This is a genomic window from Herbaspirillum sp. DW155 (genome assembly GCF_037076565.1).
Lineage (GTDB): Bacteria > Pseudomonadota > Gammaproteobacteria > Burkholderiales > Burkholderiaceae_D > Herbaspirillum.
In genome coordinates this window covers 4,990,191-5,004,939 of record NZ_AP029028.1, presented here as the reverse complement: position 1 = coordinate 5,004,939, position 14,749 = coordinate 4,990,191, and the positions used below count along the sequence as shown (strand labels likewise).

The window sequence follows — 14,749 nt, the reverse complement described above, 5'->3', positions numbered from 1 at the left end:
CGCAGGGATTGCCATCGGCAATGGACGGCGCAGAGAGACGGTGATTGAAATCCATGGTGGTCAAACGTTGGCTAAGGATGCAAGGGACGGTTGCAGCGAAGACCGCAATCCCCTTTTCCTGACGGTAATCTGCGACTGCACGCGATCGTTCGCTCTGACAGGTGCGCTCATAAAGGAGGCTTGAGGGCGGAAGCGCCCTCAAGGCAGGCCGCAAGGGCAGCAAAAAACGTAGAAATCCGCCGCTCGGGATGCGTTGTGATCTACGTGTCGCTTCAGCGGCGGAAATCGAATACTAACTCTGTGATGCCTTATTGACCGGCATTATTCCCCCAAGCGTTTTTCATGAACGCAGCCGCTCATTCCAGACCGGCACGCGCTCTTGTCAGGCGTTCCTGGAAGAAGTCGACAATGTCCTTTACCACCTCTGGTGCACGTAATGCCGCTTGGTAGAAGAGTTCCTTGGCATCATCGTTCATGTTGCAGATGGCCGCCAGGCGACCCAACTGAAACACGACGGCAGGATTCTGTCCATCAGTCTTCAGGGCTTCTGTCAGCACCTTGAAGGCTTCCTCGTAGCGAGCTGCCTCGATGTGACCCATACCAATCTCCAGCGGAGTCATCGGTGCCAGCAGCGGCTGGGTCGCGACCTGAGTTTGCTCGACCATACGCTCGAGCTGAGCCAAGTCCCGCAGATAATTGCCGTTGTCGGCTTCGCGCATTTCCGGTGAGGCGGCCAGCCAGCGTTCGCAGAATACGCCCAGATCGCGCACTGCCAAGGAATTCAGACTCACACCAGGCACCACTGCCAGCGAAGTCTTGCGCTGCATCTCACGATTGTTGCTGATGGTCAGTCCACAGTAAGCGGGACGCAAGCCTGCGTTGCTGAGCATCGCTTCCAGTTCGGCCAGATTCCATTCGCGGATGTGTGTGGGGTTACCCGGTGGCCCCATATCCTGATAACCGCGCTCCAGATCGCGTTCGGGTGTAGAGATCACAGCCACCTTGGCATGTAACAGATAGGAGCGGATCAGTGCCATGAGAGGGGTCGGATTGACCAGATGCTCAATCACGTCGGAGCTGATCACCACAGCGTTTTGCAGCACATCAGGCGGAAACTGCACGCCGTCGCTGTTTTCCAGATCTACCTCGACCCAGTTGCCGAACGGGTAGTTGGCACGGCAATACTCCAGGTTGCTTCCGAAGTCCAAGCCGATGATCTGGAATTCGGGATACATCATGGATAGCTTGCGTGCACGTCCGCAGCCGATATCGATGATGTAGCGGCAACCATGCTGGCGTGCCAGAGTGGCGGCTAGCGGATAAACCTCGGGTTGCCAGACTGTACCGTCATCGTGGATGTCGGCATAGTATTCCGGTTGCGTGCGGGACTGATAGCCCGGCTTGATGAAGAAACTTGCGGCAGTCACGATGGTTCCTATGAGTAGAACTTGAAAAGGAAAGAGCTTCCAGCGACGCATCCAGCGGATGGTTCCGCGCCGATGGATCGATGCAGGTGCTGAAGATTGTAGCAGTTCATATTGGCTCCGAACGACTGAAATCGACTTCTACTCCGTCTCTCAGCCAGCGCAGAATCTGCGCGACGCGTAGCTCGGTGGTATGCAACGTGAGTATCTTCTGACGGGCATTGGTGGCCAGGCGTTGGGCCAGTACCCGATCCTTGTTCAGGCGGTCGATCTGATGGGCCAGATGTTCGGGTGATTCCGGATCGTAGAGCAGGATGTCCTGTTCGTCCTGGAACAGTGCATTGGTGCGCGGTCGACCCGGTATGCTGCAGGAGATGACCGGCTTGCCCGCCGCCATGCCTTCATAGACTCGGCTCGGGAAGCCCTGGAAGAACGAAGGCAGGTTCGCCACCGCCACGCCTTTCTGCAGACTGCGCAGCCACAGGCTGAAGATGTCGTGGCGCAGGGTACGTAGCAATCCGAGATAACGCTCAAGCATCTGAGGCGTGGCCTGCAGCCCCATTCCCAGAGCGTGGGTGGTCAGGCTCTGCAGGCGGTCGAACAGGGCTGGGTAGTCGGTCTGATATTCCATCGATGGCCCCGGTTGTACCAGCAAACCATTCAGTTTGGGATGCTTCATCCAGTCCTGGCGCTTGCCATACAGTGCGCCGTAGAAGACTGCGTAGGAATTGGTCGTCGTCGGTGCGACCTGAATGCTGGCACGCGGTACCGTCTGCGGCCACCACATGGCCTGAATCTGCCCACTTTGGTTGAGCTCTCCAGCATCCTGCTCGTCGACCAGTAACACGTGGGTCATGTGCGCCATTCGCTTCACCACCCGTTGCCGACGCTCCCTGAGATTGGGCTCCAGCTCATAAACGTAAGGCTCGTACTGCAGCGATTCCATCACGAATCCCAGACGTACAGGCGCCAAGCTGGCGACCCAGGTCAGGAAGTCCTCGTCATAGTCGGCATGTACCAGCTCGATCCAGACCTGGTCGTAGCTGCGTTGGCCGATCATCTGGCGCAGACGCGAGGGCCAGTTGCCACGCGAATTGTTATCCATGCCGTAGATGCTGGGAACGCTCAGGACGTCGGCGCCGCTTTGGCGTAGTGTCTGTTCCATCCCCATCTGGGTGGTGTACGCCAGGCTGCGTGCCATGCGCCAGTCCGGAAACTCCAGAAAGATGAAGAGGATGCGGGGAGCGGGAGAAGTCACGTAGGCTACCTCAGAGAAGAGCGGTGCGAGCACCGCGGGTTTGCTGCAGGATCAGGGCAGCTGCCCGGGCAAAGTCTTCTGCCTGGAATACGCCGGCCGGACAGTGTTCCTGTTCTTCGCGTCCATAGCCGGTTTGTACGAGCACGCAGCGCACGCCGGCGGCCAGCCCGGCTTCGATATCGCTGAGCTTGTCGCCGACCATCCATGACTGCGCCAGATCAATGTTCCACTCACGCTGAGCGCGCAGCAGCATGCCTGGCGCGGGCTTGCGGCAATCACAGTTGCGGATGACGCCGTGCTGCGGATGGTGCGGGCAATGATAGTAAGCGTCAATGCCGCTGCCGACAGCACGTAAATCCTCGTCTACCCGGGCATGCAGGCGCGCGATGGCTGCCTCGTCATAGTAGCCGCGCGCCACACCCGCCTGGTTGGTCACCACTATGTTGAGAAAACCGCCCTCGCGAAGCTGCCTCAGCATCTCTACCGAATCGGGGATCCACTCCCAATCCTGATACAGATGTAGATAGTTCTTCTCAACATTGAGCGTGCCATCGCGATCGATGAACACACAAGGGCGAGGTTGCTCAGACATTGCCATATTTGGTGTTCTTGACCATCGTGTAACCCTTGACCAGTTCGGCGATACCGCGATCAAGCGAAAACTCCGTTTTGAAGCCGGTCGCTTCGATCTTGGCGTTGGACACGATGTAGTTGCGCTGATCCGGATCCTTGCCAATGGCTGCTTCAGCAAAGATGAATTCGGGTACGTGACGGGAGATCACTTGGCACAATTCCATCTTGGAGACATTGGCATCGGACAGTCCGACGTTGTAGATCTGGCCCTTCATGGTCTCGAAGTTGGCAATGCCGTGCTGGAAGGCGCGGGTGACGTCGCGCACGTGCACATAGTTACGCTTGAAGTGCGGTTCGAACAGCATCACGAACCGGTCGTATACGGCGCGGTAGGTGAAGTCATTGACTAGCAGATCGATCCGCATGCGGGGCGACATGCCAAACACCGTGGCCAGGCGGAAGCTGATGGCGTTGGGGTGTTCCATGATGGCCTTCTCGATCTCAACCTTTTCGATGGCGTATTGCGAGATCGGACGCAGCGGCGATTCCTCGGTACAAAAATTATTTTCATCGCCCGAACCATAGGCGCTGTTGGTGGTGGGCATCAGCAGACGCTGTTGCGGGCTCAGGTGCTTGAGCATCATCAGGATGGCGTCATGGTTGACCGAGGTGGCACCGATCGGATCCTTGTTGCACAGGGGCGCCCCCACGTAGGCCGCCAGCGGGATGATGATGTCGGCCTGCTGCATCAGCGGCAGCATGGTCTTTTCCAGGCGGATATCACCACGCACGACCTTGAAGTTGTCGTGGTAGCAGACATGCGACAGGCTGGTCTGTCCGTACATCAAGTTATCCAGCACGGTCACCTTGTGGCCATCAGCCAGAAGTGCAGGCACCAGGATGGAACCGAGATAGCCGGCGCCGCCGGTGACGAGGATGTTGTAAGACATGATGAAAAATCCTTTGTAGAGAACGGAAAATTAGTCGCCGAAGAGGGCTGATTGCACACTCTCGCACAGTATGTCGGGCATCGTCGTTTTCATGTCTGCTCCTTGACCTGCATGACGCTGGCGGCACGGTGATAGTCGTCGGGGATGCCGATATCGATGAAGCTGCCTTCAAAGGCTAGTCCGACCATGCGCTGTCCTGCTGCGAACGCGCGCGGGAACAGGTCGTTCTCCAGCGAGACACTATCCCCGGCTTGTACACCAAGACTGGCGACGGCGCGTGGATGGATGCAATAGACGCCGCCATTTGCCAGGCATTCATCGCCATCCTGGCTCGACTTGAGCTCGGTAATGGAACCTTCCTCGCTCACGCCCATGCCGAGGTAGCGGCTGGTCTGGCGGGTACGGAAGAGCGAGAAGCACCAGTCACTGTCTCGATCGGTCGCGAATTGCTCCAGTACGCGCAGCTGCACGGCGAAATAGGTATCGCCGTTGAGCAGAAGGAAGCGTTGCTGCGCTGGCAGTTTCTGCAGCGCAAGCAGTATGCCGCCTCCGGTTCCGAGCGGGCTTTGCTCAATGACGTAATCCAGCCTCGTGCCGCGGTAGTTGCTACCGAAGTAGCCGCTGATGGCTTCATGGCGATAACCCACGGCCAGCACGAAATGTCTGATGCCCTGGGCGATCCAGTAGTCGAGCTGGTATTCGAGGAAAGGGCGCCCTTTGATGGGTGCCATCGGCTTGGGCAGATCCGGCACTGCACTACGCAAGCGTGTGCCCAGGCCTCCAGCAAGGATCACGGCAGACTGGATTGCCATCGCTCAGACCGCGTTGAGAATGCGACAGATGTCGTCCACCTCGGCATCGGCGAGATCGGGGAAGTTACCGATATAGAAGCCGTAGAAGTGGACGTGCTCGGTCTGCGGGAACTGCTGGTAATGATCGGCTGGGACGATGCCCTTAAGGTAGGGCTGCCGCACCTGATTGCCACCGCCAGCGCTGCCGCGGCGGAACTCGATGCCATTGCTGCGCATGGTCTGCATCAGACGTTCGACGAATTGTTCATCGGCATCACGCAGGATCAGGTTGAATGCGTAGTTGCTGGAGCCTTCGGTCTTGAAGTCGACACGGTAGCGCTGGCTGTCGATCTGTTTCAGGAAGCGCATCATGTTGACGGTGCGGCGCGCGCAATTCGCGTCGAGACGTTTGAGTTGCTTACGGCCCAAGATGGCACCGATTTCGGTGTTGCGCACATTGTGGGCAGGGTAGGCGAAGATGAAATCCGGGTTGAGCTGCGGATACTGCTGACGATACCGTAGCTTCAGATCGTCGTCGGTGGCTTCGCGCACCATGCCGTGTGAGCGCAACATGCGTACCTGCTGATAGACCTCGGGGTCGTTGGTGCAGACCATGCCACCCTCGATCGTACTCATATGGTGGGCATAATAGAACGAGAAGTTGGACATCCAGCCGAAGCTGCCCAGTCGCCGGCCATTGTGGGTTGCACCGTGAGACTCGCAGACATCTTCGATGAGAGGGATATTGCGGCTTTCCAGTTCGCTCAATAACTCATCTGTTAGGCCGTCGAAGCCCTGCACGTGAGTCAAGAAGACCGCACGGGTGCGCTCGCTGATCTTCGCCAGGATTTGATCCGGCGCCATTGCCAGCGAGTGTGGGTCGATATCTGCGAAGACCGGCGTGAAGCCGCACTGGATCACGGTAGCAATGTCAGACACCCAGGTCAGTGGCGGCACGATCACCTCGCCGCCTTCCGGATGGCGCAGCTTGAGCACCGCCATGCTCAGCAGGTTGGCCGATGCCCCCGAATTGACGAATACGCTGTATTTCACCCCGAGCCACTCCGACCATTCTTTCTCGAAGGCGCGTACGTTGGGGCCGTTGGTGAGGATAGGGTCGTCCTGGCGCAAATGTTCGATGACCGCATCAAGGTCTTCGCGCAGGATGTTGTTTCTCATCAGGGGGTATTTCATCATGCTGTTCCGTAGGCTGGTTCTAAGGGGAGAATCATTTCTCGTTATAGTAATCGCCGTACTCGACGATGATGGTGCTGCGGCCATCATCTCGCAGCAGTGCGCGCTCGTAAGCAGGGAAGATATCCTCCGGTTCATCCAGGCGGATTACCTCGATGGTGCTGCACATCAGGCGCAATGCATCGGTAAAGTCGCCGATGTGCTGGTGTTGCGGATGCATCGGACGCTGCGCGCCGATGCCGGTGCGCACGATGGCCTTGGCTTTGTAGCCTCCGTTGGACATGACATCAATCTTGTCCAGATGGCTAATCAGCTGGCTCATGGCACACAGCAGAAAGTTCCAGCGCGGAAAGATACTTACCGGCACGACGCCGTTGAGCGCCATTCCGGTGGTCATGCCCATCTGCATTTCTTCGGCTACCGGCAGTTCGATGAGTCGCTCACGGGGCACATCCTTGAGGGTATTGCTCATGGCGGTACCCGCTACAGCCACGGCCTGGCCCATGAATACCGTACGTGGGTCCTGGGCGAGGAAATCCATTGAGCGCTTCAGTTCATCAAAGTATTTCATTGCTCGGCCTTTGCCTTAAAACTGTACACGCACGCCGGCGCCGGCATGCGGATATTTGGTTTGATAACGGTAGTAGGTGATGTAATCATCGTTGACATCCTGGTAGCTCAACGTGGGCTGTGCCCATGCTTCGCGGGTGTCGGTGCAGACCGATTTCTCGTTGTCTTCCACCACGAAGTGGATGGGCAAGTTGTGGTTGCGGCTGTACTTGATAGATTCGTGGGCGATGCCGGTTTCAGAGGTCATCTCGCCCATGAAGCAGTAGACGCGTGCATCTTCACCGCTACGCTGAATTGACATGGCCGTGCCCACCGCGATGGGCAGTACGCCGCCGACAATCGCCGAGGAATAGATCCGGTGTTCGGGGAAACATAGCGAAATCGAACGGCCTGCCAGGATCTCGTCGCGCACCTGCTGTGGCGGTACTCCCTTGAGCAGGCACTGGTAATGTGAACGCCAGGAGCAGAATATCCAATCCTGTGGCCGGATATTCTTGAATACCTTGATGATCTCTTCTTCGTTGCCGTAGTACAGATGGACTGGCGCGCGGATCTTGCCGGCGTTGAATGTCGCCGCAATTTCCTCTTCGAAGGCAATGAGCTCGTCTTTCGTCATTATTTCACCAAATTAAAATGGCGCCGTAGCGCCGGTTTCATCGAAACCTTCCTTAGCGGCACGCTGGCTAGGAAGCCTGGCTGGCCTTATTTTGCAGGTACCAGGAGTAGGTATCATGCAGTCCTTGCTCCAAGCTTACCTGCGCATGCCAGCCCTGCTGGTGCATGAGTCTGCTGTCGAGCAGCTTGCGCAGGGCACCGTCCGGTTTGCTACGGTCAAATTCGATGCGACCTTCATAGCCGACCACGGCGGCGATTGTCTCGGCCAGCTCTAGTATGGAAATATCGCTGCCCGAGCCTACGTTCATAGGCAGGGACAGTTCGGGTAACTCTTCCCTCATCATCAGCAGCGATGCGGTGGCGATGTCATCGGCGTGGATGAATTCGCGACGCGGCGTGCCGCTTCCCCATAGCGCGACCGTTGGAGCCCCCTCAGTCTTGGCATGGTGGAAGCGTGACAACAGCGCCGAGAGGACATGACCGGACTTGGGATCAAAGTTGTCGTTGGGGCCGTAGGCGCTGTTGGGAATGAGCGGGATGAAACGCTGCTGGCCATACTGGCGGTTGTAGGCCAGACACAGTTGTACGCCGGCCAGTTTGGCGATGGCATAGGGCAGGCTGGTCGGTTCCGGGTGACCGGTCAACAGGGCCGACTCAGGCATGGGCTGACTGGTTTCACGCGGATACATGCAAGACGAACCGAACATCACCAGCCGCTTCACGCCGACGCGATGCGCGGCGCCCAGGACATTGAGCGAGATCGCCAGGTTGGCATCAATGAAGTCGGCGGGGAAGCTCTGGTTTTCCAGGATGCCGCCGACCTTGCCGGCAGCGAGCATGACATACGCAGGCCGTTCGCGCTCGAAGAAGGCATCTACCTGTCCTTTGTCGCGCAGGTCCAGTTGGGCGTGCGTGCGGTTGATCAGGTTATGGTAGCCGGCTGCTTGCAGGGCGCGCTGGATAGCCGAGCCGATCAGCCCGGTATGACCAGCCACGAAGACGGGCACATCGCGCGGTGGCATGTCAGCCGGGAGCTTCACTATGGTGGGCCGGTTCATCAATTCAATCCGTTGGGTTGATACATGACGATGCGGCTGCCGCCTTCGTCAAACTTGAAGGGTACATGGATGAGGTGGCTCAGGCGCTTGCGGACGGCATCATGATTTTCGGGTTTGGCGAACAGCATCAGGAAGCCGCCACCGCCCGCACCCATGATCTTGCCGCCGATGGCGCCGGCTTTGATCGCTTCCTGGTACAGATGATCGATTTCGCTGGTGGAAACTTTGTCCGATAGGGCGCGTTTGCACAACCAACTCTCATGCAGCAGTTTGCCGATTTCATCGATGGCAATAGTTTCGCTCTGCAGGATTGCGATGGCTTCGTCGACCATTTCGCGCATGCGGTGCAGCTGCGCCTGCCGTTGATGCAGATTCTCGATCTGCGATTTTGCTACTTCCGACGCGATGCGGGAAAAGCCGGTGAAACACAGCATGAGATGGCTCTGGAATTCATCCAGGCGCTCTTGGCGCAGCACTACCGGCGATGTGGAGAAGCCGCCATTGCGATGGAATTCGATCAGGTTGAAGCCACCGTAGGCGGCCGATACCTGGTCCTGCGATCCGACATTTTCCCCAAGGACATTCTGCTCGATATGGATGGCGGTACTGGCCAGATATTCCTTGGAGGCGTAGCGGCCTTCGAGTGCTGCCAGCGCGTGAAGCAGACCCACGGTGAACGAGGAACTTGATCCCAGTCCGGAGCGCGCGGGCAAGTCGCCGTCGTGGTGGATCTCCAGCCCGCGCTCGCAGCCGGTCCAGCCGAGGATGCCACGTACCGCCGGGTGTTTGATCTCATTGATGCTCTGCACGTTTTCAATGAGCGAGTGCACGATGCGGTGCCTGTGTTCGAAGAACGGCGGCAGATAGCGGCAGGTGATGTAGCAATACTTGTTGATGCTGGTAGCCAGCACAGCGCCGCCGTGTTCGGCATACCAGCCGGGATAGTCGGTGCCGCCGCCGAAGAAGGACATGCGGAAGGGAGTGCGGGTGATGATCATTATCGTTATCCGTATTTAACTGACGCACCTGGGCAGCCGCACAGCGCCACGGACGGCACCGCGCAAACTCAGTCGCCGAGGATTTTGCGGCGCAGTTTGATCTTGGTCATTTCCTGCAGGTGTTGAACCACGTCCGCGCCGAACTTGCGCTGCACCAGCGCCAAGTAGCTTGGGGCGGTGAAGTAGCGAGTGAAGGCTTCGTCACGGAACTTGAGCACTTCGGCCGATGTAAGCACCTCAGTGCGCAGTGGCAGGCATTCGTAGCTGTGCTGCGAATAGCCTATCCAATTGTCGGGAAGTTCCCAGTTCTTTGCCAGTGCCATGGTGTAAAGCTTTGAGCCGGGATAGGCCATGGCGCAGTAGAAGTTGGCAAACTCGCAGTTGGCTTCTAGCGCCAGTTCCAGCGTTTCCTGCATGGACTGTTGGGTATCGTCGGGTAGTCCGAAGATATAGTTGCCGATCACGTTGATGCCGGCATCCTGGATCTTGCGTACGGTCTTGATGATGTCCGTCGAAGCGAACCGGCCTTTTTCCACGCCGTCGCGCACCATCTTGCTGCCTGATTCAATGCCCAGCGCCAGCCAGCGAAAGCCGGCCTTGTGCAGCTTCTCCAGGAAGGAGTCCTTGACGGTATCGACGCGGGCGTAGGCCCAGATGTTAAGGTCGTAGCCGCGCTCGATAATATGGTCGCAGATGCCCAGGACGTGGCTCGGGTTAAGGACGAACATCTCGTCGACGAACTTGATGTTCTTGACGCCGTACCGGCTGACTAACAGATCAATTTCCTTGATTACGGCGTCGGGCGACCACATCCGGTAGGATGGCTTGCCAAACGGCGCGTTGATGCAGCAGAACGAGCACTTATAGGGGCAGCCCAGGCTGGTGTGCATAGACACGTAGGGCTTGCGATCGAAGATATGGTCGAAGCAATGCCAGTTGTGGGCGCGATACTTGTCCATGGGCAAAAGATCCCATGCCACACCAGGCATTTCTTCGTCCAGATTCTCCATCAGTTCTCCCGGCGGGTTGGACATGATCACGCCACCCACCTTGTACCAGAGGCTTGGGATGCCGGCGAAGGAGCTGGCGCCGCTCTTGAGCGCGCGTACCACGCCAAGAATGGTTTCCGGCCCTTCGCGGTCGCATACGAAGTCGATGCGTTCCTCGCGTAGCGTTCGCTCGGGTAGGGCGGCAGGATGGGTGCCCGTCATCATGATGCGGCAATTCGGCATCAACTGCTTGAGAGCTGCGCAGGTTTCACCGGCGGCGGGCATGTTCTGGGTGGAAGCCGAGGGCTGGAAACCGTAGACCACCATCACGATCAGGGTAGGCCGATGTTGCTGCTGGACGAGTTCGGCGACGTGTTGCGGATTCAGGCCATGAGCGGGCGCATCGACAATGGCCACCGACATGTCGTGGCGACGCAGGTAGGTGGCAAACAGACCGGCCAGTGACGGCGGTTCAATGGCCGACAGTTCGTCGCCTAGTTTCTGGTAGACGGCCTGGCGGCTGCCGGGATTGATCAGGACGACGTCGATGTTCTTTGCTTCTGGCACGTTGGCGATCTCCTTATGGCGCTTGCGATGCTATCGGCCAGAATTTCCATAATGCATCGATTGGGCAAGGCAAAACGGCTTATCTCCATGCTGCAGGCTGGCAGGACGTCATGGATTAAGTCAGTCTACGTGGATTCATTAATTCGTATGGGAGGATTACAGGGGATTTTCCCGTCTACCTTTTGTATTAGCGCAGCCAAGGGCGCGTCACTCCTGGCCTATCTCCGCTTGCCTGGCCTTCTACGGCGGGGGAGCCGAAGTCTTCGTCGAGGTCATTGGCGCGTTAGTAACGCATGTCGGCGAGCTGCTGCTGTATATATTTTTTCCCGAATCTGCTGACTATCGCCACTGTTAGGCGGGCAGCAGATTCGTGCCGGAGCAGTGGAGATCACTTGAGGGATCGGCTGTTCAGACTCAAGGATGAGTTTGCTGCCGATGAAGCCCCGCCGTCCGTACCGAAGGTCATGATGCTGAAGCTTCAGCTCAAGATTTGAACCCGTTGGGGTTCATCTGCTGCCAGCGCCACGAATCGGCACACATGGCGTCCAGCCCCAGCTTGGCTTCCCAGCCGAGCTTGCGGCGCGCTTCGGCCGGATCGGCATAGCAGGAGGCGATGTCGCCCGGACGGCGTGCCGCGATCGTGTAGGGAATAGGTTTGCCCGCGGCCTTCTCGTAGGCCTTGACCACATCCAGCACGCTGTAGCCATTGCCGGTGCCCAGGTTGACGGCGAAGCATTGCGGTTCGGTCAGCGCCTGCAGGGCAGCCAGGTGGCCGGTGGCCAGGTCGACCACATGGATGAAATCGCGCACGCCGGTACCGTCGGGGGTGGGGTAGTCCCCGCCCCAGATGTTCAGTTTTTCACGGCGGCCGACGGCGACCTGTGCCACGTAAGGCATCAGATTGTTGGGGATGCCGCCCGGGTCTTCGCCGATCAGCCCGCTCTCATGCGCGCCCACCGGATTGAAGTAGCGCAGCAGGGCGATCTTCCAGTCGGGATGCGCGCGATGGTAATCGCGCAGCATGTCTTCGATGACGATCTTGCTGCGGCCATAGGGATTGCTGGCCGACAGCGGATGCGATTCCGTCAGCGGCAGGTATTGCGGATCACCATAGACCGTAGCCGAGGAAGAGAACACGATGGTCTTCACGCCGGTGGCCTCCATCGCCTCCAGCAGGCGCACGGTGCCCACCACGTTGTTGTCGTAGTACATCAGCGGCTTTTCCACCGATTCGCCCACGGCCTTGAGACCGGCGAAATGAATCACCGCCTCGCACTTGAATTCTCGCAGCACGCTTTCCAGCTGCTCGCGGTTGCGGATGTCGCCCTTGACCAGCGAGAGCTTGCGGCCGGTAATCTGCTGAACCCGCGCGGCAGCTTCAGGGCTGCTGTTGCAGAAGTTGTCGAACACGATGACTTCATGACCTGCCTTCAGCAATTCCACGCAGGTATGGGAACCGATATAACCGGCACCGCCGGTGACAAGAATATTCATGTGAGCTTCGCTTGATAAGTTGGCAACGTCGTGATTATGTCAGACTCCGTGCGATTCCCATCGATTAGAGCATGGGAAGCTCGCGGCCCAAGCGTGGATCAACCGGACTTTTTCTTCATATCCTTCCATTTCGGCAACTTGGCGTGCTCCTGTAGCGACAAGGCAGAAAGCCGTCGCCGGCACGGTTCGACCACTGCGCCGGTCTGGTGAGCCGGCTCACTTTTTGCCGGTCTTCGCTGTGCTGCAACATGGGGTGGGAAAAAGCGAGCCGGGTCGTCTGATCTCTGTGGTTTTGCTGACAAAATGTCAGCGGATCCTGAAAACGTTTGCGAGCGCCTGGCGAATTTCCGTAAATCATTGAATTTGCGGGATATTTCGCTGGCGTCGGGCGGCGTTTTTGATTAAATTGTGCGCTGTTTTCGTGATCGGCGTCACATCCGGTCAGCACGACCTTCATTCGCGCCATTTCATGGCGGAATGCACAAAGATGAATAAACAGGCGGGAAGGGAAAATCCCTCAAGCCGGAAGGGCGGGTCGGCGACAAGCGTGCCGCGGCAAAGTTTCCTTGTTGCGCCGCAAAAAATCGAAGTGGCTGCTTATTTGCCACAACTCGCCGCGAAGTGCCCCAGATAAGCCCTTGATCTGGCTGCAAAAGGTTTGACTTACCAGAAAACGAACCTTTATAATCGCCGGGCTTTTAAGATGCCGTCTGCTCGTAAAGGGTGCGGCGCATGCACGATATTGGATAGATATGCTGCGCATCATTCTCTTGCAGCTCGTAACCACGGTCGTCGCCGCCCTGGTGGCGGGCATGCTCGGCGGACTTCCGGCGCTGTGGTCCGCATTGTTGGGAGGCGTCTGCTGTGTCGTTCCCAATGCCCTGTTTGCACTGCGACTTCATGTCAGTGCGCAGAAACCCGGTGGTACCAACCCGATGACGTTTTTCTTCGGGGAATTTATCAAGATTGCTACGACCTTTGCGCTCATGGGCGCAATCGTTTGGTTGTACCACGGTGTTCACTGGCTCGCATTTTTGCTGAGCTTCATCGTGGTGCTTAAGAGTTATTTCATTTTACTGTTTAGACACCGACCATGACCGTAGAAGCCGCAGAGCACGCGCCGACAGCCTCTGAATATATCGTCCACCACCTCGGACACTTCTCCACCCATCACCAGACCAAGATCGTCGATTTCTCCAATCTGAACGTGGACACCATCTTCTGGTCCGTGTTCTGTGGCGTGGTCGCCTGCTTCTTCATGTTCCTGGCCGCCCGCAAGGCGACCTCGGGCGTGCCGGGCCGTTTCCAGGCCTTCGTCGAGATGGTCGTGGAAATGGTCGAAGACCAGTCCAAGGCCATCGTCCACGGTGACCGCACCTTCATCGCCCCGGTGGCGCTGACCGTGTTCGTCTGGGTCGCCCTGATGAACTCGCTGGACTTCCTGCCGGTGGACCTGGCTTCCGGCATCCTTGGCCTGTTCGGCCTGGGTGAAATGCACCACCGCATCGTTCCGACCGCCGACCTCAATGGCACCCTGGGCATCGCCCTGGGCGTGCTGGCCCTGATGCTGTACTACAGCGTCAAGATCAAGGGTGCCGGCGGCTTCATCCACGAACTGTTCGCAGCACCTTTCGGCATCTGGCTGGCGCCGTTCAACCTGCTGCTGAACATCATCGAATTCGCCGCCAAGACCGTGTCCCTGGGCATGCGACTGTTCGGCAACATGTATGCAGGCGAACTGTTGTTCCTGCTGATCGCATTGCTGGGATCGACCGCGACCGCATTCGGCTTCATCGGCCATGTGATCGCCGGTTCTATCTGGGCAATTTTCCACATCCTGATCGTGTTGCTCCAAGCATTCATCTTCATGATGTTGACACTGGTTTACCTGGGCCAGGCGCACGAAGCGCACTAACACAAGGCTTGCAGTACCTGTTTTTCAGTTTGTTTTTTGGTTTTGTATTTAATTTAACTTTTCTTAAGGAATTGTCATGACTGATGTCTCTTTCGTTGCTCTGGCTTGCGGTTTGATCATTGGCCTGGGTGCTATCGGCGCTTGTATCGGTATCGCGATCATGGGCGGTAAGTACCTCGAAGCATCCGCACGTCAGCCTGAACTGATGAACACCCTGCAAACCAAGATGTTCCTGCTGGCCGGCCTGATCGACGCCGCCTTCCTGATCGGCGTTGGTATCGCCATGCTGTTCGCCTTCGCAAATCCGTTCATCGCCAAGTAATTCGCGCTTCATAGCCGATTCTCATCTGCCG

16 protein-coding genes are annotated in these 14,749 nt (G+C 57.8%); 3 read left to right on the top strand and 13 right to left on the bottom strand.

Annotated elements, in window-relative coordinates:
- Positions 1-356: 356 nt before the first annotated feature.
- From AACH55_RS22840 to AACH55_RS22780, 13 genes are all read right to left on the bottom strand, one after another.
- Complete coding sequence (locus AACH55_RS22840; protein ID WP_338716941.1) at positions 357-1,427, bottom strand: methyltransferase domain-containing protein; 1,071 nt, start codon at positions 1,425-1,427, stop codon at positions 357-359.
- A 106-nt stretch (positions 1,428-1,533) separates the two neighbouring features.
- A complete protein-coding gene (locus tag AACH55_RS22835) occupies positions 1,534-2,682 on the bottom strand; it encodes a glycosyltransferase (protein ID WP_338716940.1) in 1,149 nt (382 codons plus the stop codon).
- 10 nt (positions 2,683-2,692) lie between these two features.
- Positions 2,693-3,250: a D-glycero-beta-D-manno-heptose 1,7-bisphosphate 7-phosphatase gene (gene gmhB, locus AACH55_RS22830; RefSeq protein ID WP_338716939.1), complete on the bottom strand. Its 558-nt coding sequence runs from the start codon at positions 3,248-3,250 to the stop codon at positions 2,693-2,695.
- Positions 3,251-3,266: 16 nt separating this feature from the next.
- Entirely contained in the window at positions 3,267-4,205 is a 939-nt protein-coding gene (locus AACH55_RS22825) for an NAD-dependent epimerase/dehydratase (protein WP_338716938.1), read from the bottom strand.
- Positions 4,206-4,294: 89 nt separating this feature from the next.
- Positions 4,295-5,017 (bottom strand): nucleotidyltransferase family protein, encoded by a 723-nt coding sequence (locus tag AACH55_RS22820; protein WP_338716937.1) that lies wholly within the window; start codon positions 5,015-5,017, stop codon positions 4,295-4,297.
- Between the two features lie 3 nt (positions 5,018-5,020).
- Complete coding sequence (locus tag AACH55_RS22815) at positions 5,021-6,193, bottom strand: DegT/DnrJ/EryC1/StrS aminotransferase family protein (RefSeq protein ID WP_338716936.1); 1,173 nt, start codon at positions 6,191-6,193, stop codon at positions 5,021-5,023.
- A gap of 31 nt (positions 6,194-6,224) precedes the next feature.
- Positions 6,225-6,761 (bottom strand): hypothetical protein, encoded by a 537-nt coding sequence (locus AACH55_RS22810; RefSeq protein ID WP_338716935.1) that lies wholly within the window; start codon positions 6,759-6,761, stop codon positions 6,225-6,227.
- 15 nt (positions 6,762-6,776) lie between these two features.
- Entirely contained in the window at positions 6,777-7,376 is a 600-nt protein-coding gene (locus tag AACH55_RS22805; RefSeq protein ID WP_338716934.1) for a thiamine pyrophosphate-dependent enzyme, read from the bottom strand.
- A 67-nt stretch (positions 7,377-7,443) separates the two neighbouring features.
- On the bottom strand, positions 7,444-8,433 hold the full coding sequence (locus AACH55_RS22800; protein WP_338716933.1) for a GDP-L-fucose synthase: 990 nt from the start codon (positions 8,431-8,433) through the stop codon (positions 7,444-7,446).
- A complete protein-coding gene (locus tag AACH55_RS22795) occupies positions 8,433-9,431 on the bottom strand; it encodes a kinase (protein ID WP_338716932.1) in 999 nt (332 codons plus the stop codon). Before AACH55_RS22795 ends, AACH55_RS22800 begins: the two co-directional genes overlap by 1 nt.
- Before the next feature lie 68 nt (positions 9,432-9,499).
- The gene (locus AACH55_RS22790; protein WP_338716931.1) at positions 9,500-10,987 is read right to left on the bottom strand and encodes a radical SAM protein; all 1,488 of its coding nucleotides are present in this window, start codon (positions 10,985-10,987) and stop codon (positions 9,500-9,502) included.
- A 483-nt stretch (positions 10,988-11,470) separates the two neighbouring features.
- Complete coding sequence (galE, locus tag AACH55_RS22785) at positions 11,471-12,481, bottom strand: UDP-glucose 4-epimerase GalE (RefSeq protein WP_338716930.1); 1,011 nt, start codon at positions 12,479-12,481, stop codon at positions 11,471-11,473.
- A 115-nt stretch (positions 12,482-12,596) separates the two neighbouring features.
- A complete protein-coding gene (locus tag AACH55_RS22780) occupies positions 12,597-12,938 on the bottom strand; it encodes a hypothetical protein (RefSeq protein ID WP_338716929.1) in 342 nt (113 codons plus the stop codon).
- Positions 12,939-13,233: 295 nt separating this feature from the next.
- Between AACH55_RS22780 and AACH55_RS22775 the strand changes: the two genes are divergently transcribed.
- From AACH55_RS22775 to atpE, 3 genes are all read left to right on the top strand, one after another.
- On the top strand, positions 13,234-13,578 hold the full coding sequence (locus AACH55_RS22775; protein ID WP_338716928.1) for an ATP synthase subunit I: 345 nt from the start codon (positions 13,234-13,236) through the stop codon (positions 13,576-13,578).
- Entirely contained in the window at positions 13,575-14,396 is an 822-nt protein-coding gene (atpB, locus tag AACH55_RS22770) for a F0F1 ATP synthase subunit A (protein WP_338716927.1), read from the top strand. Before AACH55_RS22775 ends, atpB begins: the two co-directional genes overlap by 4 nt.
- Positions 14,397-14,472: 76 nt before the next feature.
- The gene (gene atpE, locus AACH55_RS22765; protein ID WP_006461334.1) at positions 14,473-14,718 is read left to right on the top strand and encodes a F0F1 ATP synthase subunit C; all 246 of its coding nucleotides are present in this window, start codon (positions 14,473-14,475) and stop codon (positions 14,716-14,718) included.
- Positions 14,719-14,749: the final 31 nt, after the last annotated feature.